22 protein-coding genes are annotated in these 24,007 nt (G+C 69.6%); 7 read left to right on the top strand and 15 right to left on the bottom strand.

Going from position 1 to position 24,007, the window contains the following annotated elements; all coding sequences use genetic code 11:
- The first annotated feature begins 21 nt into the window (after positions 1 to 21).
- Complete coding sequence (locus tag R5O87_RS11145; RefSeq protein ID WP_410556457.1) at positions 22 to 945, top strand: LysR family transcriptional regulator; 924 nt, start codon at positions 22 to 24, stop codon at positions 943 to 945.
- A 59-nt stretch (positions 946 to 1,004) separates the two neighbouring features.
- On the opposite strand, the gene R5O87_RS11150 is transcribed toward R5O87_RS11145, so the two are convergent.
- The 3 genes from R5O87_RS11150 to R5O87_RS11160 all read right to left on the bottom strand — a co-directional run bounded on the left by R5O87_RS11150 (position 1,005) and on the right by R5O87_RS11160 (position 5,101).
- Entirely contained in the window at positions 1,005 to 2,000 is a 996-nt protein-coding gene (locus tag R5O87_RS11150; protein WP_410556391.1) for a spermidine synthase, read from the bottom strand.
- An 87-nt stretch (positions 2,001 to 2,087) separates the two neighbouring features.
- Entirely contained in the window at positions 2,088 to 3,620 is a 1,533-nt protein-coding gene (gene rfaE2 / locus R5O87_RS11155) for a D-glycero-beta-D-manno-heptose 1-phosphate adenylyltransferase (protein WP_410556456.1), read from the bottom strand.
- 53 nt (positions 3,621 to 3,673) lie between these two features.
- A complete protein-coding gene (locus R5O87_RS11160) occupies positions 3,674 to 5,101 on the bottom strand; it encodes an aldehyde dehydrogenase family protein (RefSeq protein WP_410556390.1) in 1,428 nt (475 codons plus the stop codon).
- Between the two features lie 311 nt (positions 5,102 to 5,412).
- On the opposite strand from R5O87_RS11160, the gene R5O87_RS11165 reads away from it, so the two are divergent.
- Positions 5,413 to 6,588, top strand: coding sequence for a glycosyltransferase family 9 protein (locus R5O87_RS11165; protein WP_410556389.1), 1,176 nt, complete (start codon positions 5,413 to 5,415; stop codon positions 6,586 to 6,588).
- On the opposite strand, the gene R5O87_RS11170 is transcribed toward R5O87_RS11165, so the two are convergent.
- Genes R5O87_RS11170 through R5O87_RS11200 form a run of 7 tightly spaced genes read right to left on the bottom strand, consistent with a single transcriptional unit; the run spans position 6,554 to position 13,321 of the window.
- Positions 6,554 to 7,255, bottom strand: a complete 702-nt coding sequence (locus R5O87_RS11170) for an SDR family oxidoreductase (protein WP_410556388.1) — start codon at positions 7,253 to 7,255, stop codon at positions 6,554 to 6,556. The genes R5O87_RS11165 and R5O87_RS11170 overlap by 35 nt on opposite strands.
- Positions 7,256 to 7,299: 44 nt before the next feature.
- Positions 7,300 to 8,676: a D-glycero-beta-D-manno-heptose 1-phosphate adenylyltransferase gene (gene rfaE2, locus R5O87_RS11175; protein WP_410556387.1), complete on the bottom strand. Its 1,377-nt coding sequence runs from the start codon at positions 8,674 to 8,676 to the stop codon at positions 7,300 to 7,302.
- Entirely contained in the window at positions 8,673 to 9,380 is a 708-nt protein-coding gene (locus R5O87_RS11180) for a D-sedoheptulose-7-phosphate isomerase (protein ID WP_410556386.1), read from the bottom strand. The genes rfaE2 (R5O87_RS11175) and R5O87_RS11180 overlap by 4 nt, the downstream gene beginning before the upstream one ends.
- On the bottom strand, positions 9,377 to 10,630 hold the full coding sequence (locus tag R5O87_RS11185) for a glycosyltransferase (RefSeq protein ID WP_410556385.1): 1,254 nt from the start codon (positions 10,628 to 10,630) through the stop codon (positions 9,377 to 9,379). The genes R5O87_RS11180 and R5O87_RS11185 overlap by 4 nt, the downstream gene beginning before the upstream one ends.
- Positions 10,627 to 11,658 (bottom strand): glycosyltransferase, encoded by a 1,032-nt coding sequence (locus R5O87_RS11190; protein WP_410556384.1) that lies wholly within the window; start codon positions 11,656 to 11,658, stop codon positions 10,627 to 10,629. Before R5O87_RS11190 ends, R5O87_RS11185 begins: the two co-directional genes overlap by 4 nt.
- A complete protein-coding gene (locus R5O87_RS11195; RefSeq protein ID WP_410556383.1) occupies positions 11,655 to 12,731 on the bottom strand; it encodes a glycosyltransferase family 9 protein in 1,077 nt (358 codons plus the stop codon). Before R5O87_RS11195 ends, R5O87_RS11190 begins: the two co-directional genes overlap by 4 nt.
- The gene (locus tag R5O87_RS11200; RefSeq protein ID WP_410556382.1) at positions 12,728 to 13,321 is read right to left on the bottom strand and encodes a D-glycero-alpha-D-manno-heptose-1,7-bisphosphate 7-phosphatase; all 594 of its coding nucleotides are present in this window, start codon (positions 13,319 to 13,321) and stop codon (positions 12,728 to 12,730) included. The genes R5O87_RS11195 and R5O87_RS11200 overlap by 4 nt, the downstream gene beginning before the upstream one ends.
- Positions 13,322 to 13,435: 114 nt before the next feature.
- Between R5O87_RS11200 and R5O87_RS11205 the strand changes: the two genes are divergently transcribed.
- Entirely contained in the window at positions 13,436 to 14,380 is a 945-nt protein-coding gene (locus tag R5O87_RS11205; protein ID WP_410556381.1) for a glycosyltransferase family 9 protein, read from the top strand.
- On the opposite strand, the gene R5O87_RS11210 is transcribed toward R5O87_RS11205, so the two are convergent.
- Positions 14,275 to 15,165 carry a sigma-70 family RNA polymerase sigma factor gene (locus tag R5O87_RS11210; protein WP_410556380.1) on the bottom strand — a complete coding sequence of 297 codons (891 nt, stop codon included), beginning with the start codon at positions 15,163 to 15,165 and terminating at the stop codon, positions 14,275 to 14,277. The genes R5O87_RS11205 and R5O87_RS11210 overlap by 106 nt on opposite strands.
- Before the next feature lie 209 nt (positions 15,166 to 15,374).
- Here R5O87_RS11210 and R5O87_RS11215 point away from each other — a divergent pair, with 209 nt between their 5' ends.
- Entirely contained in the window at positions 15,375 to 16,439 is a 1,065-nt protein-coding gene (locus tag R5O87_RS11215) for an NAD-dependent epimerase/dehydratase family protein (RefSeq protein WP_410556379.1), read from the top strand.
- A 56-nt stretch (positions 16,440 to 16,495) separates the two neighbouring features.
- Here R5O87_RS11215 and R5O87_RS11220 read toward each other — a convergent pair whose 3' ends face one another.
- Positions 16,496 to 17,146: a hypothetical protein gene (locus tag R5O87_RS11220; protein ID WP_410556378.1), complete on the bottom strand. Its 651-nt coding sequence runs from the start codon at positions 17,144 to 17,146 to the stop codon at positions 16,496 to 16,498.
- A 202-nt stretch (positions 17,147 to 17,348) separates the two neighbouring features.
- On the opposite strand from R5O87_RS11220, the gene R5O87_RS11225 reads away from it, so the two are divergent.
- The 3 genes from R5O87_RS11225 to R5O87_RS11235 all read left to right on the top strand — a co-directional run bounded on the left by R5O87_RS11225 (position 17,349) and on the right by R5O87_RS11235 (position 20,476).
- Positions 17,349 to 17,612, top strand: a complete 264-nt coding sequence (locus R5O87_RS11225) for a hypothetical protein (protein ID WP_410556377.1) — start codon at positions 17,349 to 17,351, stop codon at positions 17,610 to 17,612.
- A gap of 134 nt (positions 17,613 to 17,746) precedes the next feature.
- Positions 17,747 to 18,919 carry a YihY/virulence factor BrkB family protein gene (locus R5O87_RS11230; protein ID WP_410556376.1) on the top strand — a complete coding sequence of 391 codons (1,173 nt, stop codon included), beginning with the start codon at positions 17,747 to 17,749 and terminating at the stop codon, positions 18,917 to 18,919.
- Positions 18,920 to 19,081: 162 nt separating this feature from the next.
- Entirely contained in the window at positions 19,082 to 20,476 is a 1,395-nt protein-coding gene (locus tag R5O87_RS11235; protein WP_410556455.1) for an HNH endonuclease signature motif containing protein, read from the top strand.
- Between the two features lie 103 nt (positions 20,477 to 20,579).
- Here R5O87_RS11235 and R5O87_RS11240 read toward each other — a convergent pair whose 3' ends face one another.
- From R5O87_RS11240 to R5O87_RS11250, 3 genes are read right to left on the bottom strand one after another with little or no spacing between them, the layout of a single operon-like run.
- Entirely contained in the window at positions 20,580 to 21,512 is a 933-nt protein-coding gene (locus R5O87_RS11240; protein ID WP_410556375.1) for a glycosyltransferase family 2 protein, read from the bottom strand.
- Positions 21,499 to 22,881 carry a PIG-L family deacetylase gene (locus R5O87_RS11245; protein ID WP_410556374.1) on the bottom strand — a complete coding sequence of 461 codons (1,383 nt, stop codon included), beginning with the start codon at positions 22,879 to 22,881 and terminating at the stop codon, positions 21,499 to 21,501. Before R5O87_RS11245 ends, R5O87_RS11240 begins: the two co-directional genes overlap by 14 nt.
- Positions 22,875 to 24,002, bottom strand: coding sequence for a hypothetical protein (locus tag R5O87_RS11250; protein WP_410556373.1), 1,128 nt, complete (start codon positions 24,000 to 24,002; stop codon positions 22,875 to 22,877). The genes R5O87_RS11245 and R5O87_RS11250 overlap by 7 nt, the downstream gene beginning before the upstream one ends.
- Between the last annotated feature and the right edge of the window lie 5 nt (positions 24,003 to 24,007).

A 24,007-nucleotide genomic window follows, 5' to 3' on the forward strand; every position in this document is an offset into this window, starting at 1 on the left:
GATTCGTGCAAAATTGCAGATATGGATGCCAACCCGGATGATCTGCTGGTGCTGCTCGCCGTCTCCCGCTCGGCGAAGTTCACGACGGCGGCCCAGGTCCTGGGCCTGAACCACACCACCGTTTCACGCCGGATCGCCGCACTGGAAAAGGCCCTCGGCGGCCGTGTTCTGGCCCGCGCGTCCGGGGGCTGGGAGCTGACCGAGCTCGGCGCCCAGGCCGTGCTGGTGGCAGAGCAGGTGGAAACGGCGGTGCGTGCGCTGGGACCGTCAGGCCGCGCGCCTGACCCAATTACCGGCGTCGTACGCATGACGGCGACCGACGGCTTCAGCGCGTACATAGCCGCTCCGGCGGTGGCCCGGCTTAGGAGGGACCACCCGGGGCTCAGCGTCGAAATCGTCACCGTCACGCGCCGGGCGCTGCAGCAGCGCTCGGGACTGGACATCGAAGTGGTGGTGGGCGAGCCGCAGGTGCACCGGGCCGAAGCGTTCCGGCTGGGCGAGTATGAGCTCGGGATGTACGCATCCCGGCAGTACATCGAGGCCAACGGGATGCCGGAAACGGTGGAGGCCCTGACCGCCCATCCGCTGGTCTACTTCGTGGACTCCATGCTGCAGGTGGACGATCTTGATGCACCGCGGCGGCTGGTGCCGGCCATGCGCGACGGCGTCAGCTCGACCAACGTGTTCGTGCACGTGGAGGCCACCCGGGCCGGCGCCGGGGTGGGGTTCCTCCCCTGTTTCATGGCCGACCGGCACGAGGACCTGGTGCGCCTGCTGCCGGGGAACATCGCCGAACGGCTCCCCTACTGGATGGTCCTGCGGCCCGACTCGATGCGCAGGCCCGCCGTCGCCGCCGTGGTGACGGCTCTGCGCGAACAGACCACCGCGCACCGGGAGTGGCTCCTCGGGCAGGGGCGCGCCACTCGGTCGGTGACGCGGCGGTGAGAGAGCGTCCCGGGAAAACCGGCAGGTAGTGAGAGAGCGTCCCGGTCGGGTGGCTCGGCTCAGCTGCTGACCAAAGGCTGAGGGCCGGTGGCGTCCGGGCTGGATTGCGCGTGCGGGCCGGTGGCGTCCGGGCTGGGGTGGGCGTCTCTGCGGGGCACAGGGTCGTGCCGCACCTGGGCCCCGGCGGCGAAGGCCCGGACCCTGGCGTCGTCCCAAATGTGTGCGGGCACCGCCCCGCCCAGGAGCCGCCGCGCGAGCTGCGGATCGTCGTCGAACGGCTGGTCGCTGCCGGCCATCACCATGTTGCCGTAGCGGCGCCCCTTGAGCATGGCGGGGTCCGCGATGATGAGGGTGTGCTCGAACGCGGCAGCGATGGTGGCGGCATCCTCCCGGGCATTCTTCAGGTCCGGGCCGTCGCCTGAGTTCACCACGTAGATGCCGCCCGGCGCGAGGACCCGCCGGACCTGCCGGTTGAACTCGGCGGTGGTCAGCGGGAGAGGGGTCAGCGCACCGGCGAAGACGTCCCGGATGATGAAGTCGCGGGTGTCCGGGGTCAGGGTTTCCGTCACCGCACGGGCCTCACCGACGCGCAGCCGCAGCAGCGGGGCCTTGGGAAGATCGAACCAGCCGCGGACGTACTCGGCGAGCTTCCCGTCCAGTTCCACCACCACCTGGCGGGCGTCCGGGTAGGCGGCATGGAAGTACCGGGCCAGTGAGCAGGCTCCGCCGCCGAGGTGCAGGCCGCGCAGCCGGGGCTTGGTCTCCGTCGGCCAGCGGGTTTCGATCAGGGCGGACATCCAGCGCATGTACTCGAAGTCGAGGAACAGCGGATCGGCGAGGTCGATGTGCGAACTCATCACGCCGTTGATGCGCAGCAGCCAGCCGGTGGAGTTGTCCTGGTCGGCAATGAGCTCGCAGTCGCCGGTGTCGATGTAGTAGACGCCTTCAACGGGGCCGTCTGCAGCCGCTTTACCGGCCGGGTCCAGCAGCGCCGGGGCCGCCGCTATGGCTTTCCGTCCGCCCGATTTCCCGCCTGACTTGGTGCGCCGTGCCATCAGTTCTCCGCCGCTTCCGTCATCCTTCAAGCCTAGTTGACTGCAAGGTGCCCTTGATCTCTACGGGCACAGCTCCATCGGCGGCCCCTACCCCTCCGGCACGGCCGCGCCTTCACCATTGCGGATGCGCTGCACAATCGCCGTGGTGGAGCGCTCGGCCACGTAGTCGAGGATGGTCACTGTGCCGCCGTAGGCCTCCACCGCTTCCGTTTCGGCCAGCATCTCCGGCGTGTAGTCACCGCCCTTGGTATAGATCTCCGGCCGCAGCTGCTCGATCAGGGGAATCGGCGTCGGGGTGTCGAAGACGGTGACGTAATCCACGCAGCTCAGGGCCGCGATCACGGCGGCCCGGTCGGCCACGCTGTTGATGGGACGGCCCGGGCCCTTGAGCTTTCGGACGGAGTCGTCACTGTTGAGCGCCACCACCAGGATGTCGCCGAGCTGTTTGGCCTGGTTCAGGTAGCGCGTATGCCCGCGGTGCAGCACGTCGAAGCAGCCGTTGGTCAGCACTACGCGCTGGCCGTCGCTGCGGTGGGCACGGATGTGGCGCTCCAGTTCGTCGGCGGTCAGCGCGGTGTCCGCGAAGCTTTCCAGGTACCGCCCCAGCTCGTCCGTGCCGCACACCGATGTCCCCGGATGGTGCACCACCACGTCCGCTGCGGCCTGGGCCAGGTCGAGGCTGGCCGTCAGGGGCAGCGACGCGGCACGCGCCAGGGTCAGCGCCGCCACGAAGGTGTCGCCCGCACCAGAGGCCTGCTTCTCGGTGGCGGGCCGTGCCCACGTCCGGTGCGGGTTTCCGGCGGCCGGGATGAGGACAGTGCCGTCCCGGTCCAGCGTGACCACGACGGCGCGTGCCCCCGTCGCCTGCAGCAGCTCGCCGCCGTGCGCGGTCACCACATCTGCGCGCCCGGGCCCGCTGCCCAGCCGGAGGTCCAGCATCCGGGCGGCCTCCTGCGCGTTGGGCGTGACGAGGTCCGGCTCGAGTCCGGCCCACGGTCGGGGATCGTGCGCGTCCACCACCACCAGCGTGTCCGGCCCGCGGTCCGCCAGCGATTCGATGAGCCGGCGGCGAACCGGTTCTGCGAGGACTCCCGTCCCGTAGTCGCAGATCACCACCGCATGTTGGCGTCCGACGGCGGCACCCACCGACGCCTCGAACGTCGCCAGGGCGTCGGGCGGGACAGCTGCCGCGGCGTCGTCGAAGCGAAGGAGGACCTGGCCGCCGCTGCTGATCCTGATCTTGGTGGTGGTGACCATCTCCGGGTGCCCGGCAAGGAGGGCGGTGTCCACCCCGGCGGCGACCAGCTGGCGCCTAAGTTCCGTGCCGGCGTCGTCCGTTCCGATAATTCCAGCCACGCTCACGCGGGCGCCGAGGGCGGCCAGGTTCATCGCGGTGTTGGCGGCGCCGCCGGGGGCGAAGTCGCGCCGCGCGATGTCCACCACGGGGGCGGGGGCCTCGCGGCACATCCTGTCGATGGAGCCGGTCCACCAGCCGTCGAGCATGAAGTCGCCCACGACCGTGATGGCCGGTTGCTCCTCGGCCAGTCGCCGGGGAAGCCACGCCGCCAGGCCGCGCTGTTCGGAAAGAACGGGGTCGGAAAGAACGGGGTCGGAGGGCACGGGTTCGGAATGTTCCGCTTCGGAGGGCACGGGTTCGGAATGTTCCGCCGCGGTCACGACGCCGCCCTGTTGGTTTCACGGTCAGCAGGGGTGAGCGGCGCAGCGATGTGGACCACCTTGACCCGGCTGAATTCATCCAGGAGTTCCGGGCCGTAGCCAAACCCGTGCCCGCTTTCGCCGCGGGGTTGGGCGGCCCCGCCAGGTGCGCCACCGAACACCTCGTTGACCTTGACGGTCCCCACCGGCAGCGTGGCGACGGCCTGCTGGGCGTGGGCGATGCTGCCGGTCAGCACGGTTGCCGCCAATCCATACCGGCCGGCCGCAGCGAGGGAGAGCCCTTCCTCGAAGCTGTTCACAACGCGCACCGGGGCCACCGGGCCGAAGGTTTCCTCGGACATGACGTCCATGGCTTCTATGCAGTCCACCAGGACCGTGGCCGGGTAGAAGGCGCCGGGCCCGTCCGGAACCGAGCCGCCCTCCACGGCCCGCGCCCCGAGTTGCAGCGCCTCGGCCACGTGCCGCTGGACGGCGTCCCGCATCCGGGTGTCCACGAGCGGCGCCAGCCGGTTATCCCGGTTCCGCTCCCTGGCCTGCTCCACCAGTGCCAGGCAGAACGGTTCGGCGATGGACGCATGGACGTAGATGCGCTCCACGGAGGTGCAGATCTGGCCGCTGTTGCTGAAGGCCCCGATCGCTGCCTGTTCCGCGGCCCAGTCGGGATCGACGTCGCCGTCCACCAGCAGCGGATCGTTGCCGCCGTTTTCCCTAATGACGTACGCGCCCGTCAGCACCGCCGCCCGTGCAATCCGGTCACCGGTGGCGCTGGACCCCACGTGGGCGAACATGTCAACGTCCTGCTGCTGGGTGAGGAGGGTCCCGACGTCGGCCCCTCCCGTGAGCGTGGCCAGCACGTTGGGCGGGAAGACCGGCGCCAGCGCCTCCCCCAGCAGCTTTCCCACGTGCGGGCAGCGCTCGCTGGGTTTGTGGATGGCCGTGTTCCCGGTGACCAGGGCAGCGCCGATGAGTCCGCAGGCCACGGCCACGGGGTCGTTCCACGGGGTGAGCAGCACGGCCACCCCGCGGGGCTCGGCGACGGTGTAGTCCGCGGCCAGCGGGTTGCCGCGAAGGCTGTGCCCGCGGTGTACGGGCCCCAGCTCCGCATACTGCTCCAGGGTCGACACACCGGCGGCAATGCCGGCCAGGGCTTCCTCCACCGGGCGCCCGGTTTCCTGTGCGTTCAGTTCGGCCAGCCCGGCAGCAGCCGCCTCCAGCGCCCGGGCAGCCTCACGCAACAGCTTGCCCCGGTCCCCCGGGGGTGTGGCCGCCCAGCCCGGCTGGGCGGCGCGGGCAGCCGCCACGGCTGCGGCCACATCTGCTGCGCCGGCGACCGGAAGGCTGCCGACGGTTTCCCCTGTCCGCGGGTTCAGGATGGTGAGCATGTCTTCCGCACTGGCCAGCTCGCTGGTGATGGTCGATTGCATGTGGCTCCTCACTGGGGATTGGCCTGGGCTGCAGGCGCCTGGCCTCAAAGGCACTGGTCTTTCGGCATGCTGCTCGGTGTTGCCGGGCGTCCCTTCCCGCCCTCTCTGAGGTGATCCGTACCCCGGCGCCGAAGGGTTTACACGCATCTGCGGCAGGAGTTTTGACAGCCGCGGGCCGGGTCCGCACCAGGCTGCCGGGCGGGGTTTTTCGGGCTGGCAATCCGGGGCCGGTGCACCGTAGGGTGGGCCCCACTGAACCTGACCTGAACGCATCCCGACCTGAACGATCCGGAACCGAGAGGGCTGACTGCATGGAACTCCTCAACGCCGACTTCGGCGGAGCACGCATCACGGGGCACGGAATCGGCCCTGTGCTGGAAGCCTTCAGCGACGTAGCCAGCATCGCTGTTCTCCGCGGCGGCGGACTCGGTGACCTGATGTATGCCCTGCCTGCGGTGGCAGCGCTGAAGGCCGCCTACCCTGAGGCCAGCGTGACCCTGCTGTGCACGCCGGTCCAGGCTGAGCTGCTGTCCCAGACCGCGGGTCCGGCGGATGAGACCGTGATTCTCCCGTTTGCCGAAGGCGTCCGGCCGGGGCCTGAGGACCACCACGAACTGGAGCGGTTCTTTGCGGCGATGCGCGCCAGGAACTTTGACCTGGCCGTCCAGCTGCACGGTGGCGGCCGGTACTCAAATCCGTTCCTGCTCCGCCTCGGCGCACGCCACACCGTGGGCACCAGGACCCCGGACGCGGCTCCATTGGAGCGGACCGTGCCCTACGTGTATTACCAGCACGAGCCGCTCCGGGCCCTCGAGGTGGCGGGATTCGCCGGTGCCCCTCCCCGTGAGCTCGAGGCCAGGCTCCGGGCGCTGCCGGAGTTTGGCCAGCAGGCCGAGCAGGACCTGGCCTTGGGGAACGGGCCCGGGTACGGCCGCACGCTGGTCATCCATCCGGGCGCGACGGACCCGCGCCGGCGCTGGCCGGCCGAGCGTTTCGCCGCGGTGGCCCGGAGGGCCGCCGACGACGGCTTCCGGGTTTTTGTGGTGGGCGACAGCAGCGAAAAGGAGCTGGCCGAGACGGTGGTGGAACTCGCCGTCGAACATGATCCGGAACTCCGCCCCGCCGTCGGGTCACTGGCCGGCAATCTCAGCCTCGGCGAGTTGGCGGCGCTGCTGGCGGGGAGCGCCGTCGTGGTGGCTAACGACAGCGGGCCGCGCCACCTGGCCCAGGCCCTCGGCGCGCCAACGGTGGGCATCTACTGGGCCGGCAATGCCATCAACGCCGCGCCGCTGGGCCGGAGCAGGCACCGCGTCCGTCTGGGCTGGGTCACGCGCTGCCCGGTGTGCGGCGTGGACGTCACCCAGGTCGGGTGGACAGCCCCACGGTGCCCGCATGACGAGTCCACCGTGAAGGCCGTCGAACCCTCGGAGGTTTACGAGGACGTCCTCCAGCTCACGGCCATGAGCCCTCTTCCTCATGGCAGATAAGCATTTCGCGGACCTCGCAGCCGGCGGGCTGGGACAGGACGAACAGGATCGCCTGCGCCACGTTGCCGGGGTCGTTCAGGCGTGAGTCGTCCTGCGGCTTGTACTGCTCGGCGCGGTCGTCGAAGAAGCGGGTCTTCATGCCGCCGGGGATTATGGTGGTCACGCCGATCTCGCCGCCCGTTTCTGCCGCCAGGGAATGGCTGAAGCCCACGACGCCGAATTTTGAGGCGCAGTAGGCGGTGGCTTCCGGCAGTGCGCGTTTGCCCAGCGTAGACGCGATGGTGACCACCCGGCCGCGGGACTCCTTGAGGTACGGGAGGGCCGCGCGGACCACGGAAACCGTGCCCATCAGATTGACGCCGATGACGCGCTCCCATTCGTCCGCAGCCACGTCCTCCAGCTTGCCGCAACGGTCGATGCCGGCCGCCGTGACCACTGCGTCCAGCCCGTCCAGGGTCTCGGCCGCCTGCCGCACGGCCTCGCTAACGGCGACGCGGTCCGAGACGTCCACCTCGAACGCCTTCGCCGCGGAGACGTTCCGGATATCCCGGTCAAGCACCACCGGGGTTCCGCCGGCTTTCAGTACGGCATCGACGACGGCGGCCCCCAGTCCGGAGGCACCGCCGGTTACCAGGACCCGGCCGGGCCGGAAAGTCGATTCAGTCATGGTGTTCCTTTCGCTTGGGACAGGTTCAAACGTTGTTGCTCGGTTCAGCTGACCTTGGCCAGCGCATCCGCGAGGACAGAGGTGGACCGGGCCTGGTGGAACGGCACCGTCACGCAGCGCCCGCCCCAGCTCTCGACCAGTGCGGCTTCCGGCAGCTCGGAGGCGCGGTAGTCGCCGCCCTTCACCCAGACGTCCGGCCGCAGCGTCTCCAGGCAGGCCTCCGGGGTGTCCTCCCCGAAAACCAGGACGGCGTCCACGCACTCGAGCGCCAGCAGGAGTTCGGCCCTGTCCTGCTGGCTCACGATGGGCCGCTGCTCGCCCTTGATCCGGCGCACCGACTCGTCCGAGTTCAGGCACACGATCAGGCAGTCGCCAAGGTCCCGGGCGGCCGAGAGCGTGCGGGCATGGCCGGCGTGCAGCAGGTCGAAGCAGCCTCCGGTTGCCACGACTGTTCCGCCGTTGGCGCGCACCCGCCGGGCGAGGCCGACGGCGTCCTCCTCGCGGCTGTGGTGCCAGACGGGCCGGTGGCGGTCCGGCAGGGAAGCCACGCCGCCGGCGCCGAGGAAGGCGGCAGCTTCACTGATGGCGAGTTCCGCGGCGGTGTTGAGGCTGCGGCCCTCCGCCAGGTGCACGGCCAGGCTGGCCGCGAGCCGGTCGCCGGCGCCGCAGGGATCGGCGACCTCGGTGGCAGGCGCCGGGATGGTCACCGGCGACGTGCCGGGCCGGGACAGCAGTCCGCCCCGCTCCCCCATGGTCACAAGGACCGCCTGGCTGTGCCAGCGCTCCAGCAGTGTTTTGCCGACGGCGGCAATCGCCGCGGGCGTTCCGGCGCCCGGACCCGCTCCACCGGAATCCGCAGCCTTGGCAGCCTCAGACAGGTTGGGGGTCACGACCGCCACGCCCCGGACCGGGACAGCGCCGGCAGGGTGCGGATCCCACACGATCGGAATGTCGGCGGCGCGGGCCTCGAGCAACCCGCGGATCTCCGGGTTGGCGGCCACGCCCCTGCCGTAGTCGGCCACGACGATCACCTCGGCCTGGTCCAAAGCCCTGAGCATGCCCGGGGTGGCCGCAGGCACTTCCGGCCGTTCGCACCCCTCATCCACCCGCACCACCGGTTGGCGCCCTGCCCGGACCCGGGTCTTCACCGGTGTCCGCGCGCCGGAGGGCCCGGAGACCACCCGCACCCCCGCGAGCGCGCCTTCCAGCGCAAGGGAGGCGTCGTCGTCGGAAAGCACCGTCACCAGGGTGACCCGGTGGCCGTCGTGGGCCAGCATCCGGGCCACGAGCCCGGCACCGCCGGCCCGGCGCCGGACATCGGAGACGTCCACCACCGGAACCGGCGCGTCGGGGCACAGCCGGGTTGCCTCACCGGAGAGGTCCACGTCCAGCAGGACGTCACCCACCACCGTGATCCTCATCCGCGATCAGCCTCCGGCCCGGGAACGCTCTGGCCCCTGCGGGCCACCTCGGCTTCGAAGGCACGGCAAATGGCGTGCAGCGCAATCAGGTGCCCTTCCTGCGCATTTGCCGAGATGGCATCGATAGCCACGGCGTCGTCGCAGCAGGATGCCAGCGGGTTGGGCGCCGGACCGGTCAGGGCCCACGTGGTCACATTCAGCCTGGCCGCCGCCTCGGCTGCCCGGAGCAGGTTGGGGCTCCGGCCGCTCGTGGACAGCAGTACAAGAATGTCGCCCGACCTGCCATGCGCCCGGACCTGCCGGGCAAAGAGTTCAGCGTAGCCGTAGTCATTGGCGATGGCCGTGACGGCCGAACTCTCGGCATGCAGGGAGATCGCGGAAAAGGGCATCCGCTCGCCGTCGAACCTTCCAACCAGCTCCGCGGTCAGGTGCTGCGCCTCGGCGGCGGACCCGCCGTTCCCGGCAGCGAGCAGTTTTTGCCCGCTCAGCAGCCGCTGGGCAAGCTCCACGCCCCAGCCGGCCAGCCTGTCAGCCTGGCTTTCCAGGGACCGCAGGGCGGGCAGGACGTTTTCCAGGTGGGTCCGCACTGCATCCCGCGAGGCCAGGGCGGCCTCCTGCCCGGCCGGGTTCCCGGCGAAACCGGGCGGCGCTCCCACCCGGGGCATGGTGGGAAGTTCGGCCTCCCGCAGGGATTCCGAAGTCACAGTGCCGCTCCTTCCATCGGTTCCAGGCTGCCTGTTTCCACAGTGCCTGCTACGGCCAGCTGGTAGGCCTTCTCGGTTTCGGCAGCCACCCTGTTCCACGAGTACCGGGCCTTCGCCCGCTGCTCGCCGGCCTGCCCGAGTTTGGCGCGGAGGTCCGGGCTTGCCAGCAGGGTGCCGATGGCTTCGGCGATGGCTTCGGGGTTTTTCGGCGGCACGTGCAGGCCGGTCCCCCGGTCCACCACGCTGTCGGTCAGGCCGCCCACCGCTGCGGCGACGACCGGAACGCCGCAGGCCATCGCCTCCAGCGGAACAATGCCGAACGGCTCGTACCAGGGTGTGCACACCACAGCGTCCGCACTTCGGAAAATGCCGGGCATGGCGTCCCTGGGCACCTGGCCCCGGAGCTCCACATGGCCTGCCACACCGAGCTCACGGGCAAGGTCCAGCAGCCGGCGGGCCTCCGGATCCTGGCCGCCCGCCTCCGCGCCGCCGCCCACGATGAGCAGCTCGACGTCGTCGAACCCCGCCTGCAGCAGATGCGGCAGCGCCCGGATCACTAGGTCCACGCCCTTGCGGGGAACCAGCCGGCCCACGGAAAGGATCCGGTGGGACCGCGCCGGAGTGTCGGCCGGGCCCTCGCTGGAGAAAAGGTCCAGGTCCACGCCGCAGGGAGCGATCGCAACCCGGCGCGTATCGATCCCCATGGCCCTCAGCTCGAAGACCTCGTCAGAGCACGTGGCCACGATGCGGTCCGCCGACCGGCCCACCGACGGCTCAAGGAAGCGCCGCTCGGCGGGGCTGGTATCGGCGGCGCCCTGGTGGCGGCGCTTGACGGTGCCCAGCGCATGGAAGGTCTGCACCACGGGCACCCGGAAACCGCCCGGGGCGCGGCGCGCGGCGTCCAGCGCGGCGACGCCGGACATCCAGAAGTGGCCATGCACCACGTGCGGCGGCGAGTCGCCCCAGTCCTGGACCACCCCGTCCGCGAGGGCGGCCATGAAGGGCAGCAGATCGTCCTTGGGCACATGTTCGGCCGGACCGGCGTCCACGTGGACCACCTCGAGCCGGGGATGCACCCTGACCCGCGCCGGCAGTTCGGGCGCGTCACGCCTGGTGTAGACCGTCACCCGGTGGCCGCGCCGGGCCAGTGCCAAGGACAGGGCGGCAACGTGCACGTTCTGGCCGCCCGCGTCCACTCCGCCAAGCGCTGCCAAAGGACTGGCGTGTTCCGAAATCATTGAGATCTTCAATGGACATTCCTTTCTCGCGCCGCGGACAGGGCATCCGGTCCGGACCCCTTCAAAGCTGCATCCCCCGATGCCGCCAGTTCCCCCAGCACCTCATCCCAGTCGGCGAGGAACCGCTCGAGTCCGTACCGCTCAAGCGCTGCCTCCCGCGCAGCCTTGCCCCGCCGTCGTGCTTCCTCCGGGTCGTTGACCAGCCTCCGGGCACACCGGCTCAGCTCCTCCACGTCGGTGGAGATGCAGCCTGCCTCGGGCGGGACGGCCCGCGCCGCCTCGGTAGTGGCCAGGGCCAGGACCGGCATGCCGAGGTGCATTGCCTCCAGCAGCGCCAGCCCCAGGGAAGTCCACCGCAGCGGGTGCAGGTATGCCCGGCAGCGCGCCAGCTCCCAGTGGAGCTCCGCGGTTTTCAGGTCACCCCGGACGGTGAGGCGCACTGCCGGAATTCCGGTGGCCTCGGCCAGCCCGCCGCCGCCCATGCCGAAGACCTGGAGCGGGGCTGCGGTGGAAAAGCGGTGCAGCAGATCCGTGCCGGTCACGCGTCCGCGCCGCACCGGTTCATTGACCACCACGCCCAGCTCCGGGACCTCGCCCGTGTAGAGGTAGCCGGGGTCCGCGATACCGTGCTCGATGACCTTCGTGGGGGCGCGGCCGCTGTCCCAGAACAGCTCGTTGAAGTGGGTCACGTGGACGATCGGGATGTCGCGCTGCTCGCCGAGCGGATGCACGGTGAAGGGAACATCACCTTTGGGCGTGTTGTGTTCCACGTACACGGCGGGAAGGTCAACGCCGGGCCGGCGGCCCAGGACGCGCGCCACCTCCGCGGCTTCCTCCGGCCGCTGGAGCACGACGGCGTCAATGCTGCCGGCGTCAAGCTCCGCGAGCGCCACTTCCCGCACGGAAGCGGGCCAGTCCCGGCCCGCACGGCCCAGTCCCCAGGGACCGCCGCCGGGCAGGACCGGCAGCAGGTACTCGTGCCGGCCGCGGACAAAGGCGTCCGTCCACGATCCGTGCACGTGCCAGAGCAAAATTCTCATTGTTTCCGGACCTTTCTCCGTGTGCTGAGCGAGGAGACCCCGCTCAGCAGGCGTTCCACCGCGTCCACCACCTGCTCGGGCGGGACCGAGCTGAGGCAGGGATGTCCCGGCACCGGGCAGTCCCGCGCGCGGCTGAGCCGGCACGGCGCGTTCTGGTCCCCCAGCAGTTCCAGCGGAACGCCGTAGGGCGCCCAGCGGACGGCGGGGACAACCGGTGAAAACAGGCTCACCACGGGGGTTCCGACGGCGGCGGCCAAGTGGGCGGGCCCCGTGTTTCCGGCGACCACGACGTCAGCGTTGGCCAGGACCCCGGACAGGGTGGACAGGTCCGTCCGGCCGCCCAGGTCGATGGCGGAAGGGCCGGCCACCGTTGCGGTGAGGGCGGTTTCCCCCGGCCCGCCGGTCACCACCACCCTGTGTCCGGCCCCCTCCAGGAGTTCCACCGCCGCCGCATGGTGAAGCGGCGGCCAGGCACGGGCTGGCACCGTGGCCCCGGGATGGACCACCACGTAGGGGCCGTCACCGACGAGGTGGCGGATGTCCGGCGCGTCCTTGACCATGAGCTTTCCGTCGTCGCCGGCCTTGAGCTGGAAGCCGGCCGCCCGGGCGATGCCCAGCGCCCGGACGGACTCCGGCTGGTCCTCGGGAAAGTCCTCGCCGGGCCTCAGCCGGACGTCCAGGAGTGATCCCGCGTAGTCGGTGGACGCGCCGGTGATGCGCTCCACGCCGGCCAGCCGCAGGAGGAGCGCCAGGGGAAGCGGCGACTGGTGGAATGACGTCAGGATGACCGCCTCGGTGATGCGGGAGTTCCTGACAAAGCCCACCAGCGAGTCCAGGTGCGGGCCGGTCACCTGCGGTGCCGGATTGCTGATCCACGGCGCATCCCAGGCAAAAACATCGGCCACCCTGGGCAGCAGCGACGCCGCCGACTGGCCCTGCGGTCCGCAAAGCACGACGACGTCGTTGGGGCTGCCGCCGTCGGCCCGCCGTCCGTTCGCCACGGCCCGGACCGCCGGGCCGGCCAGGAGAACGTCGCCGACGCTGTCCAGCCTGGCCACCAGGACCCTGGTCATGCCGGTCCCTGAAGCAGCTGGTCCTGAAGCAGCTGTTCCGGGAGCAGGGGTCTCTGAATCGGCCCCTGGAGCAGCAGGGCGACGGCCTGACCGAGGTCCGCGGCCACCTCGGGGGCCGCTTCGACCTCTTCGGTTCTGGTCTGCGGGGTGGGAACCAGGACACCCCGGGCACCGGCGGCCGCTGCCGCCTCCACGTCGCTGCCGATGTCGCCGATAAACGCCGCCTCGGACGGGTCAATGCCAAGGCGCCGGCAGGCGCTGTGGATCATGCCCGGCGCCGGCTTCCGGCAAAGGCACCCGTCGCCGGCGCCGTGCGGGCAGATTTCCCAGACGTCGAATGGCCCCAGCAGGTCCTCCACCCGCGCGTTCACGCTGTCCACCTGCTCCGCCGTCAGTAGGCCGCGGGCAATGCCCGACTGGTTGCTGAGTACGCCGGTGGCCAGGCCCAGGCTGCGCAGTCCGTCGAGAACCCGCCGCGCGCCGGGGTACGGCTCGACCAGCTGCGGGTCGCCGTTGTACGGCACGTCAACCACCAGCGTCCCGTCCCGGTCGAACAGCACAGCCTTGAGCGTCAAAGCGTTAGTTGCCATACCCCCTCCGTTCCCCGGCCGGCAGGGACCTAAACCACCGGCCGCCCACTTCTTCTCGGCTAGACTCCTCGACAGGCGCCCTGGCAGAGCCACCCGAGGAGCAGAAGGACGGCAGTGGAAGCACCGAACGGCAAGCAAGAACAACCGGTCCTGCTGGTCCTGCGGGCCCTGAAGCTGGGCGACCTGCTGGTTGCCGTGCCGGCGCTCCGCGCGCTGCGGCATGCCTACCCCGAACACCGACTGCTCTACGCGGCCCAGGACTGGCTGGCGGATGCACTGGAGCTGGTGGGCGGCTATGAGCTGCTGCCGACCCATGGCCTGGACGTCCCGATTCCCATCGAGGCCGGCACGGTGGACATCGCCGTGAACCTGCACGGCAGCGGACCCGAAAGCGAGGCCCGGCTCGCGGCCGTCCGGCCCAGGACCATCGTCGGCCACCGGACCCCCGAGCGGCCGGGACCGGCCTGGCTCGAGGAAATCCACGAGCGCGAGCGGTGGACCAGGCTGCTGCAGTGGCACGGCATCAATGCGGAGCCGGACGATTTCCGGCTCCTGCCGCCGGCTGTTTCCAGTCCTTGTCCCGGCGCCACCGTGCTGCACGTGGGGGCCGCCTACGGCAGCCGGCTGTGGCCTGAGGACCGCTTTGCCGACGTGGCCCGCACGCTCGCGGCGGACGGCCACCAAGTGGTGTTCACCGGCAGCTCGGCTGAACGGCCGCGGGCGTTGGATGTTGCACGGCTCGCCGGGCTCCCGGAGGCCCGGGTCCTGGCGGGGCGCCTGCGGCTGGCCGAGTTCATGGCCGTCATCGCGGGTGCCCGGCTGGTGGTGTCAGCGGACACCGGTGCGGCGCACCTCGCGTCCGCATATTCGCGGCCATCGGTGGTGCTGTTTGGTCCCGCACCGGCCGAGGTCTGGGGGCCGCCACCGGGACCGCACATTGTGCTGACCGATGCTCAGGCGCGGCGTGGCGACACCTTCGCGGCCACTCCTGATCCTGCCCTGCTGGCGGTTTCCGTGGAGCATGTCCTCGCGGCCGTGGGGCAGCTCCGGCCCGCCTGATCCTCGTCAAGCAGCCGGCGCTGCAGCCAGACGAGGATCCGGGACAGCCGCCGGGACACCTGCATCTGGGAGATGCCGAACCGCCTGCCGAGTTCCACCTGGGTCTCCTCGCGGTAATACCTCCGGTACAGCATTTCCCGGTCGTCAGGGTCCAGCTCCTGGATCGCCTCATTGAGGCACACGAGTTCCTCCAGGTGCTCGATCGGCTGGTCCGGTGAGACCAGCCCCTCGCCCATGGTCGGCCCGCCCCACGGATCCGGGCTGTCCAGCGAGTCAGGATGCATGCTGCTGCCTGCTGCCTGCGCTTCCCGGACCTCCGCCGGGGTGACGCCAAGTTCGCTCGCCAGTTCCTGCGCCGAGGGAACGCGGCCCAGCGACTGGGACAGGTCGGGGGCAGTGTGCAGGAGCTGCGTCCGGACATCCTGAATGCGCCGCGGCGGCCGGACGGTCCAGCACCGGTCCCGCAGAAAGCGCTTGAGTTCGCCGCTGATGGTGGGTGCCGCGTAGGCCGGGAAGCTTTCGCCTTTCTCCTCATCGAAGCCACGGGCGGCCTTGACGAGGCCCAGATAAGCCACCTGCACCAGGTCTGAGCGCTCCCGTCCGCGGGCTGCATACCGCGAGGCGAGCGACTCCGCCAGGTCCAGGTAGTTGAGTACCAGCTGGTTCTGGAAGGCATCGTGCAGCCGCCCCGTTTGGCCCGCTCCCGGGGCCGCTGGCTGGGCAGCTGAGTGGTGTGCTGCGTGCGTGGGGAAGGACGTGGACAAGGAGGGCGGGGTTTCTGGCATTGTCGTCGGTTCCTTCGATCGGAGGTCGAGAAAGCCTGCGGCAAGACTTAGAAGTAGGAAATCATAAGCGTGCTTATTACACAATGGCCCTGAGGCGATAGGGTCGAACAAGCACCTCGGTCACGGTCCGCCGTCGGGCACCTGGCCGCAACGTTCCACGGCAAAACCTTGCAGGGCACACTTTCCACGGCATCGGACGGAGGCATTTCATGCGTATCGCGATCACGGGCGCCAGCGGCAATGCAGGGACAGCGCTCCTGCGGAGGCTCCAAAGAGCCGGCCAGGAGCGGCCGGGCGGGCTGGAGCTGGTGGGCGTCAGCCGCCGTGCGCCGGACACGTCACGGCCGCCGTACGCGGGCGTCGAGTGGCATGCCCTGGACGTAGGCAGCGAGGGGGCGGCAGCGGACCTGGCGAGGGCTTTCGCCGGCGCCGATGCGGTGGTGCACCTGGCCTGGCAGATCCAGCCCAACCGGGACCTCCCGCAGCTGCATCGCACGAATGTCACGGGCACCGCAAACGTACTGGCAGCCGCTCGGGAGGCAGGAGTCAAGCACATAGTGTGCGCCTCCTCGGTGGGCGCGTACAGCAGGTCCGCAAAGGACCGCCGGGTGGACGAAGGCTGGCCGGCAGGAGGCATGGAGGGTTCGCATTACAGCCGGCACAAGGCAGAGCAGGAAAGGCTTCTGGACAGCTTCGCGGCAGACAATCCGTCAGTTGCCGTGGCCAGGCTGCGCCCCGGGCTCATCTTCCAGAGCCAGGCCGGAAGCGAAATCGGCAGGTACTTCCTGGGGTGGGTTCACCCGAGGTTCATCCCGCGCCGGCCGGCGTTGCCAATTTTGCCGATTCCCGGGGAACTGATCTTTCAGGCCGTGCATGCCGACGATGTCGCGGACGCGTACTGGCGCGTACTTGAGCGCAGGGCCAGCGGAGCGTTCAATGTGGCGGCCGAGCCGGTGGTCACGCCGCAGAACCTGGCCAGGCTTTTCTCCGCCAAGAGGATCCTCCCCGTTCCGGTCCGCGCACTGCACGCCTTCGTTGGCGCCACGTGGCGGCTGCGGTTGCAGCAAACGGACTCGGGATGGGTGGAGATGGCGGCCGGCGCACCGGTCATGGACACGCGGCGGATCCGGGAGGAGCTCGGCTGGGAGCCGCAGACGCCGTCGCTGGAGGCCATCCGCGAGGTGATTGACGGCATGGGAAGAGGCGCCGGCGTACCGGCGTCTCCCCCGCTTAGGCCGCGGCGCAACGCCCTGACGCTCATGCGCCGGCGCTAGTTCACCGGCCGCCCGTTACAGCTGGCGTGGCTTTCAGGTTTAACGGTCGACGGCGGCTACTCGCGCGGGGTGTTCCGCCGGGTAGCGTCGGCGTTGCGCGCGTCAGCATTTCGTGCGTCAGCCTCGTGCACATCTCCGGCTTGCCTGCCGGCACCCCGCTCACCACCGCCCAGGTCCCGCTCATTCATCCGGGCGTCGCCGGTCCGCCTGTCATCTGCCCGGGCATCGTCGGCCCAGGTATCAGTGTTGAGCGCATCGGCGTTGCGGGTATCAGTGTCCCGCGCGTCGCCGGCCCCCTTATCCCGAAGATCGTCGCGCCCGGCATCTGTCCGTGCATCGGTGCGGCGGTTACCAGCCTCGTCCACGTCCGGGTCCAGGGCGTTCGCCTTGTACTGGTGCTTTTCGGCGTCCGTCCGCAGGTCCTGCGCGGTTGACTGCCGCTGCTCCGCCTCCTGGCGAAGCCGCGCCGCCTCGACCTGCGCCTTCTCGGCGTCGGCCTTGGCATGCATGGCCCGGGCTTCGTTTTCGCGAGCCTCCAGGTCGGCGTTCTCCGCCTTCCTGCGGATCTCGGCAGCGTGCTGCCGGTTCTGCTCATCCCTCTTCTGCCGGAAGGCCTCCCGGCGCTTGCGGCTGGACATCAGAAGCACCGCGATGAGTGCGATGACGACGATTACAACGACGATCCAAATCCAGGCAGTTGGGTCCACCGTGGATCCACCTCTCTCTTTTCCAGCACGTCATTATCCGGCAGGTCCGGCCGCCGGCACCCGGCGTAGCACTGTCGGAAGGCGGCCGATTGAACTAGCGGCGATCAGGGTACTTACGATCTAATAGTAACCATGCTTACTATTTTATAGCGAGCGATTGCCGGCGTGACCCGGCAAGCCACATGTTGGAGAGGGATCGACCATGACGGAGAATGAACGGCCGCAGGGCGCAGGCGCTCCCCCGCCCGACGCTCCCCTGCCCGCCACGGAGAAGACCCGGGCCGGCGCCCAGAGCAGCCGGCAGGACCCCAACCCCCTCGCTTCCGGCCAGCTGGTGGAGACCCCGCAGTCGGACACCCGGATGGCGGACGATCCGCTGGGCGGGAAGCAGCCGGCAGACGATCCGCTGGGGAGCGACCCGCTCACCCTGGACCGCCGCAGTCCACCCAGGGCGCCCGGACAGTAGGCACCCGTACGCACCGTGAGTGACTGACCCTGATGAGACCTGTAGCACGCCCCGCGAGCCCGAACCCCTGATAGCGGGCAGGAAACGATCCGCGACGCCGGAACACGTCCCGCCCGCGAACGAAAGGATGCCTCATGGCTACGAAAGAAGCCCCGGAAACCAGCACAGCAAAGGCGGGCAGGGCGCCTGCCCCGGAAGACGACCGGAAACCTGACAGCCCCCCGGACCTAGGCAAGCCATCATGGAAGTACATAGCCCGCAAGACCATGCGCGAATTCACGGGCGACCAATGCCCTGACCTCGCCGCAGGGCTTACCTACTATGCGATCTTTTCGATGTTCCCCGCGCTGCTCGCCCTTGTTTCCCTGCTCGGCATCTTCGGTCAGGCGGAAAAGACGACGTCGGCACTCCTGGAAATCGTTCAAGGCGTGGCACCGGGTCAGGCTGTGGAAATGATCCGCGACCCAATCCAGGAACTGACCACGTCACCGGCCGCCGGATTCACGCTCGTCATTGGTATCGTGGCCGCGATCTGGTCCGCCTCCGGATATGTGACAGCCTTCGGCCGCGCGATGAACCGGATTTACGAAGTCGATGAGGGCCGCGGCTTCGTGAAGCTCCGCGGCACCATGCTCGGCGTCACGGTGGTCTCGCTGATCATCGTTGCGCTGCTAGCGGTGATGCTGGTCGTCAGCGGCCCTGTGGCCGAAGCCATCGGCAATGTTCTGGGCCTCGGCGGCGTGGCCCTGACCGTGTGGAATATCGCCAAATGGCCTGTCATCGTTGCCCTGGTCATTGTGGTCATTGCGATCCTCTACTACGCCACCCCGAACGTGCGTCAGCCAAAGTTCCGCTGGATGAGCCTTGGTTCGCTCATAGCCCTGCTGGTCTTCGTGGTGGCCTCTGTGGGCTTCGGGTTCTACGTGGGGAACTTCAGCAACTACAACAAGACGTACGGCGCCATCGGCGGTGTGATCGTCATGCTGCTGTGGCTCTGGATCCTGAATATGTCGCTGCTTTTCGGCGCCGAGTTCGATGCGGAGATGGAGCGTGGCCGGCAGCTGCAGGCGGGCATCGAAGCCGAGGAAACGCTCCAGCTCCCGCCCCGGGACACCAAGAAGAGCGACAAACTCCAGGAGAAGGAAGAGGAAGACATCCGGCTGGGCCGCGAACTGCGCGAGAAATACAGCGAACAGGACAACGGCGCAGACGGCAGTGAAAAGGACAGCAACGGCCAGGACGCCACGCACGACGGCGGCCGTAAAGGCAGCAGCGAAGCATCTGGCTTCCGGGACAAGGACCGGTAGCCGGCAAGGGCGGGGCGCCGGGTGCAGTGCCGCGCGCACTACCGCGAAAAACAGCCGACGGGGTTAATTGTCGTACCCTCCACCTAGTCTGGGATTGTCCGGTAAGGGGATGCCGGCACAGCGTTCGGAACGGTGTCTGGGAGGGGGTGGAGCGTGGAAGTTATGGCGGTCAGCGATGACGGGGTGTGGGTTCCGGCTGTGGACTTCGCGGACCGGGAGGATTCACTGCTGGCCGGAACCCTGAGCGTTCCGCTCCCGTCGTTCCTGACGGCCGATCAGGCGCTCGGCGTGGTGGAGTCGGCCGACCGGGTCATTGCTTGGGCAACAGCCATGAAAATGAGCGCCCTGGCGCGGGTTGAGGAAGCCATGGGCGAAGAGTCGCCCCCGCGTCATGAGAGCCAGCCGGTCCGGTTCGGCGGGGACGAGGCCCACGCCCTGGCCGTGTCCGAGGTGGGCGCCGCGTGCGCCCTCTCCGAAGGGACCGCCGCGCGCTGGTTGAATGATGCCGCTGACCTGGCCACGTCCCACTGGCAGGTCCTTGAAGCGGTCGAGCAGGGTGAGATCTCCGAGGCTCACGCCCGGATCATCCTGGACCAGGCCCGCTCCCTCCCCGCCACACAGGCCGAACAATTCGCCACCATCGCCCTGCAGCGCACCCGGACCCGGCACGGCCGCCGCCGCACCCCGTCCGAGTTCCGCTCCTGCCTGCGGCGGCTGCGCGAGCGTCTCCACCCCGAAAGCCTCACCACCCGCAAAGAAGCCGCCCAACGCGAACGCGGAGTCTGGTTCACGGCCGAACCCGACGGCATGTGCACCCTCACCGCACGCCTGACAGCCGAAACCGGACTCGCCATCTACAGCGGACTCGACCAGCACGCACGGCAAGCCCACGCACACGCCACCAAACCCGGCCCCGTCCCCGGGGCTGACGCCGCTCCCGACCACAACACGCTCCCGGAGCTCCGCGCCGACGCCTTCACCCACCGATTCCTCGGCGAAAATCATGGCCCGGAAACCGGAGCATTCCGCGCCGAAATCATCGTGACCATCCCCGTCCGGCACATCCTCAGCAACGAACCCGAAACAGCCGAACCCGAAACGGCCGAACTCGAAGGCTACGGCCCCATCGATGCCGCCACCGCCCGGCGCTTGGCCGCCCTCGCCCCCACCTGGCAACGGCTCTTCACCGACTGCACCACCGGCCAGACCCTCGGCGTCGGCCGCACCGCCTACCGCCCACCCAAAGCACTCCGCCGCTACCTGAACTCCCGCGACAAAACCTGCCGCTTCCCCGGCTGCCCCCGCCCCGCCACCGCCTGCGAACCCGACCACACCATCGAATGGCAAAACGGCGGCACCACAGACCCCGGCAACCTAGCCATGCTTTGCCACAAACACCACGCCATCAAATCCATCGGCGCCTGGACCTACACCCAATCCACCCCAACCGGAAACCTGCAATGGCGATCACCCCTGGGCCGGAAATACAACACCAAACCAGCAGACTTCGGCAATGACCTTTATCCGCCGAAAGCACCCGAACCCCCGCCGTTCTAGGTGCTGGTGACCCAGCCTTGCCCTTCCGGCAGCTGATTTACCGACTCAGTTTCTTACCGACAAGTTTCGCTGCCGTTGCTCATTGTTCAGTGCTCCGGAGCGTTCAGCTGCTCCGGAGCGCAGCTGCTGCTTCAACGCTGAGCGCACGGAGGTAGGCGCCGAAACCGTGGGGCGCCCGGGCGGCGGTCCGTCCGGAAGTCAGCACACGGGTGCTGTCCGTGGCAATGACGGCAAAGCCCCGCCGTCGCAGCTGTTCCACCAGGGCGCGGTCCTCGGAGGAGCGCAGCGGCGGGAATCCGCCAGCCCGGCGGTACGCCGAAGCGCGCACGCCGAGATTGGCACCGTAGATATTGCCGTGCCTTTCCTCCAACGGATGCCGGAGGCGCCAGCCGAGCAGAAGCTCGGGATCCATTCCGGTGGAGTCGGGCTCCACGGAGCCCAGCACCACGTCCCAGCCGGCGTCAGCAAATTCCAGCTGGCGCACGAGCCAGTCCCCGGGAACCCGGGAATCGGCATCCGTATTCGCCAGCCAGGTACTTTCCAGCAGCCCCGTACCTTCCCGAAGTTCCGGGCTTTCCACGAGGCCGGTACTTTCCAGCAGCCCCGTACTTTCCAGAAGCCCCGTACTTTCCACGTGGCCGGTACTTTCCAAGCGGCCGGGGCTTTCCAGAAGTTCCGCGCTTTCCACACCGTCCGAGCTAACCGCCCCCAAGGCAGCTGCCACCCCCGCAGCCCTGCTGGCTCCCGCATTGCGGAACCGCCGGTGCAGCACCCGCACGCCAGCACTCGATCCGGCGCCTGCTCCTGCGTACGACCGGGCGAAGCGGGCGAAGCGGGCGGCGATCTCCGCCGAGCGGTCGGTGCAGTGGTCCAGGACGACAGTGATGCCCACGGCCATCCCCGGGCGGTGCTGCGCCAGCGTTTGGGCCGCGACTCCGAGCGCATCAAGGGCAGCTCCAAGGTGGTGCTCCTCGTCATGGACCGGCATCACCACCTCGACCCGGCTGATGACCGGCCGGGAACTACCCGGCGTCACGCGCACCCTCCGGCCCGGTAGCACGCGCAGCCTCCGGGGCGACGAAGGTCTCAAGGACGAAGTCCCGCTCGCGGTAAACACTCGCCGACGGCCACCCGAGCTGACGCCGTGCCATCGCGTGGACGGCGTCGCCGTCGAGCTCCCAGCCGGAAACCGGATGCCTCCAGTGGCAGAGCAGCAGCGTTCCGCCCGGAAGAAGGGACGCGGAGATCCGGGTGAACAGCTCCTTCAGTTCCGCGGCCGAAAGGTAGTAGCCCATCTCGGAGACCACGATCAGGTCAAAGCTGCCCGCCGGCCACTGGTCCGGCAGGGTCAGCTGCCGGGCTTCAGCGCCCGGGTACCCGGCAAGCCGCTCGGCTGCCCGCGCCGCAGCGGTGCCGCTGGCATCCACGGCCAAAAACCTCCCGCACCGCTTTGCCAGCTCCGCACTCAGGGTGCCGATCGAGCAGCCGGCCTCCAGGCCGGCGTCGTACTTCTGTTCCGGGAGCGCGGCGAGCGTCAGGCCGCGTTTTCGTTGCTCATACCAGCTGTCCTGGTACCTCCACGGGTCCTCGGCGCTGCGGTGCAGGGCGTCAAAGACGGCCTCTGCGTCGCGGGCGCTGCGCCTGCCGGCCACCGGGGGCTGCCAGGCGAAGACCTCAAACGGCCGGGAGAAATGCGAAAGAAACTGTTCCGACAGCAGCACCTCGTCGCCCGGCTGGTTCGAGAGCGGCTGCAGCTGGGATGCATGGGCATGCAGGGCGTCGCGCTTGGCCCGCCGTTCGTCCGGGCCCAGTGGCAGCCGCACCCAGTTCTGCCATGCGGTGTCCCGGGGCGTGGCCCACAGCCAGTACCAGATGGGGTATTCCAGCAGCCCGTGGCCGCCGCCGGCGGCGGTCTCGGCCGCCACGGCTCCCAGGGTGTCGTGGTCGATGTGTCCGTCCCCGCGGAACGGGGCAACGATGACCACATTGCGCTGCCCAACTGCGTCCGCCAGGCGTTCGGCAATGACGGCACGATGCCCGGCCAGCCCGCCGTCCGGGAGGTTCAGGAACTGCCAGTGCTCCGCCAGTCCCAACGCGGCCATGGCCGCCCCGAACTCCGCCCGGCGGACGGCGGCAAGCTGCTCCGGCGTCGTGGTGGGTGAGTCCGGGTGGGACGCCTCCCCGGCCGAGCACAGGAGCACCTCAACGCGTGCACCGGCCGATGTGAGCCGCGCCAGCAGCCCTCCGGCGCCGAGGGATTCGTCGTCCGGATGGGCCACCAGGACAACGAACTCCATCCGTGCCAGCTCGGCCGAATCCAGCGGCAGTTCGCCGATGGCGTCCAGGCCGCTGGCCGCCCAGGCCGCCTCCTCCGTGCCGGCATCCGTGTGCGAAAAGCTCACCATGCGTGCTCCCCCTCGAGCGTGAGGGCGCCCAGCTGGGCGTCGTCGCGCGTGGCGTGGTGCTGCCGCACGTAGAGGGACAGGTCCGCCATGCACTTGCCGTACCGTTCGTCGAAGGCCAGGGGGCCGGGTCCCAGGTTCTGGCTCACCAGGAGCTGGACGCGTTCGACGGCGGCAGCAACAGTTCCCCGGACACGGAGTGCCTCGCTCCACCCGCCAACGGCGCTCCCGTTGAGCGGGACATCCACGGCGTCCGCCGCCCGGGCGAGGTACTGGATCGTGGAGGTCAGGATCCGGTCCACTTCGCCCAGGGCCGCGAGCGCCACCTGGTCGGGCTCGCGCTGGGACTTGGCGCCCCGCAGGAGAGCGGCTTCGAATTGCCGGCCGAGCGCCACGGCGCCGCCCAGCCAGCACGCGGCCACGCCCATACCGCCCCAGGCAAAACCGGGGCGCTGGAAGTACCAGCCGTCGGCGCCGAGCGGCATGGCCGGCACCCGGTCGAAGTGGACTGTTCCGCTGGGGATTTCGCGCAGTCCGCGGCTGGTCCATTCCGGCACATCGCACGTGACGCCGGCGGCCCGGAGGTCGACGGCAAAGGCGGCCCGGCCGCCTGTTTCGGTGTGCGCTGTCACTACGGCGTGGTCAACGAACTGGGCCAGCGAGCACCAGGGCTTGGAGCCGGTCAGCAGCACGCCCGCGGAATTCCCAGGTTCTGCCCCGCCAGAGGATGGTCCATCATTCGGGGCGGGCGCCGGCCCGGCCGTCAGCCGCGTGCCGGGAGCCTCGGCCGCATACACGCCCCACGATCCGGTGAATGTCTCCGGTGTTCCCGCCTGGGACAGGATGGCGCCGGCATCCAGGTGCGGCTCCAACACCCTGGCTGCGGCCACGTCCACCGCGGCCACTGACGCCAGCAGTTCCCACAGCTGGGCTGTCCGCCCGCCACCGGGCTTCGGTGCGGAACGGCCGGCCTCCTGGGCGATGGCCAGCAGGGCGGGGATATCCCCAACGCTCGAAGCAATCCTGTCCAGCAACCGTTCGAGGTCGAGCGAAGGTTTAGGTTCGCCGCCTGCCTTCCTGTCCGGCGCCAGGCTGAGGCGGACGGGCTGGGGTCGCCTGGTCATGACGC

Source organism: Arthrobacter globiformis, assembly GCF_046536215.2.
Taxonomy (GTDB): domain Bacteria; phylum Actinomycetota; class Actinomycetes; order Actinomycetales; family Micrococcaceae; genus Arthrobacter; species Arthrobacter globiformis_E.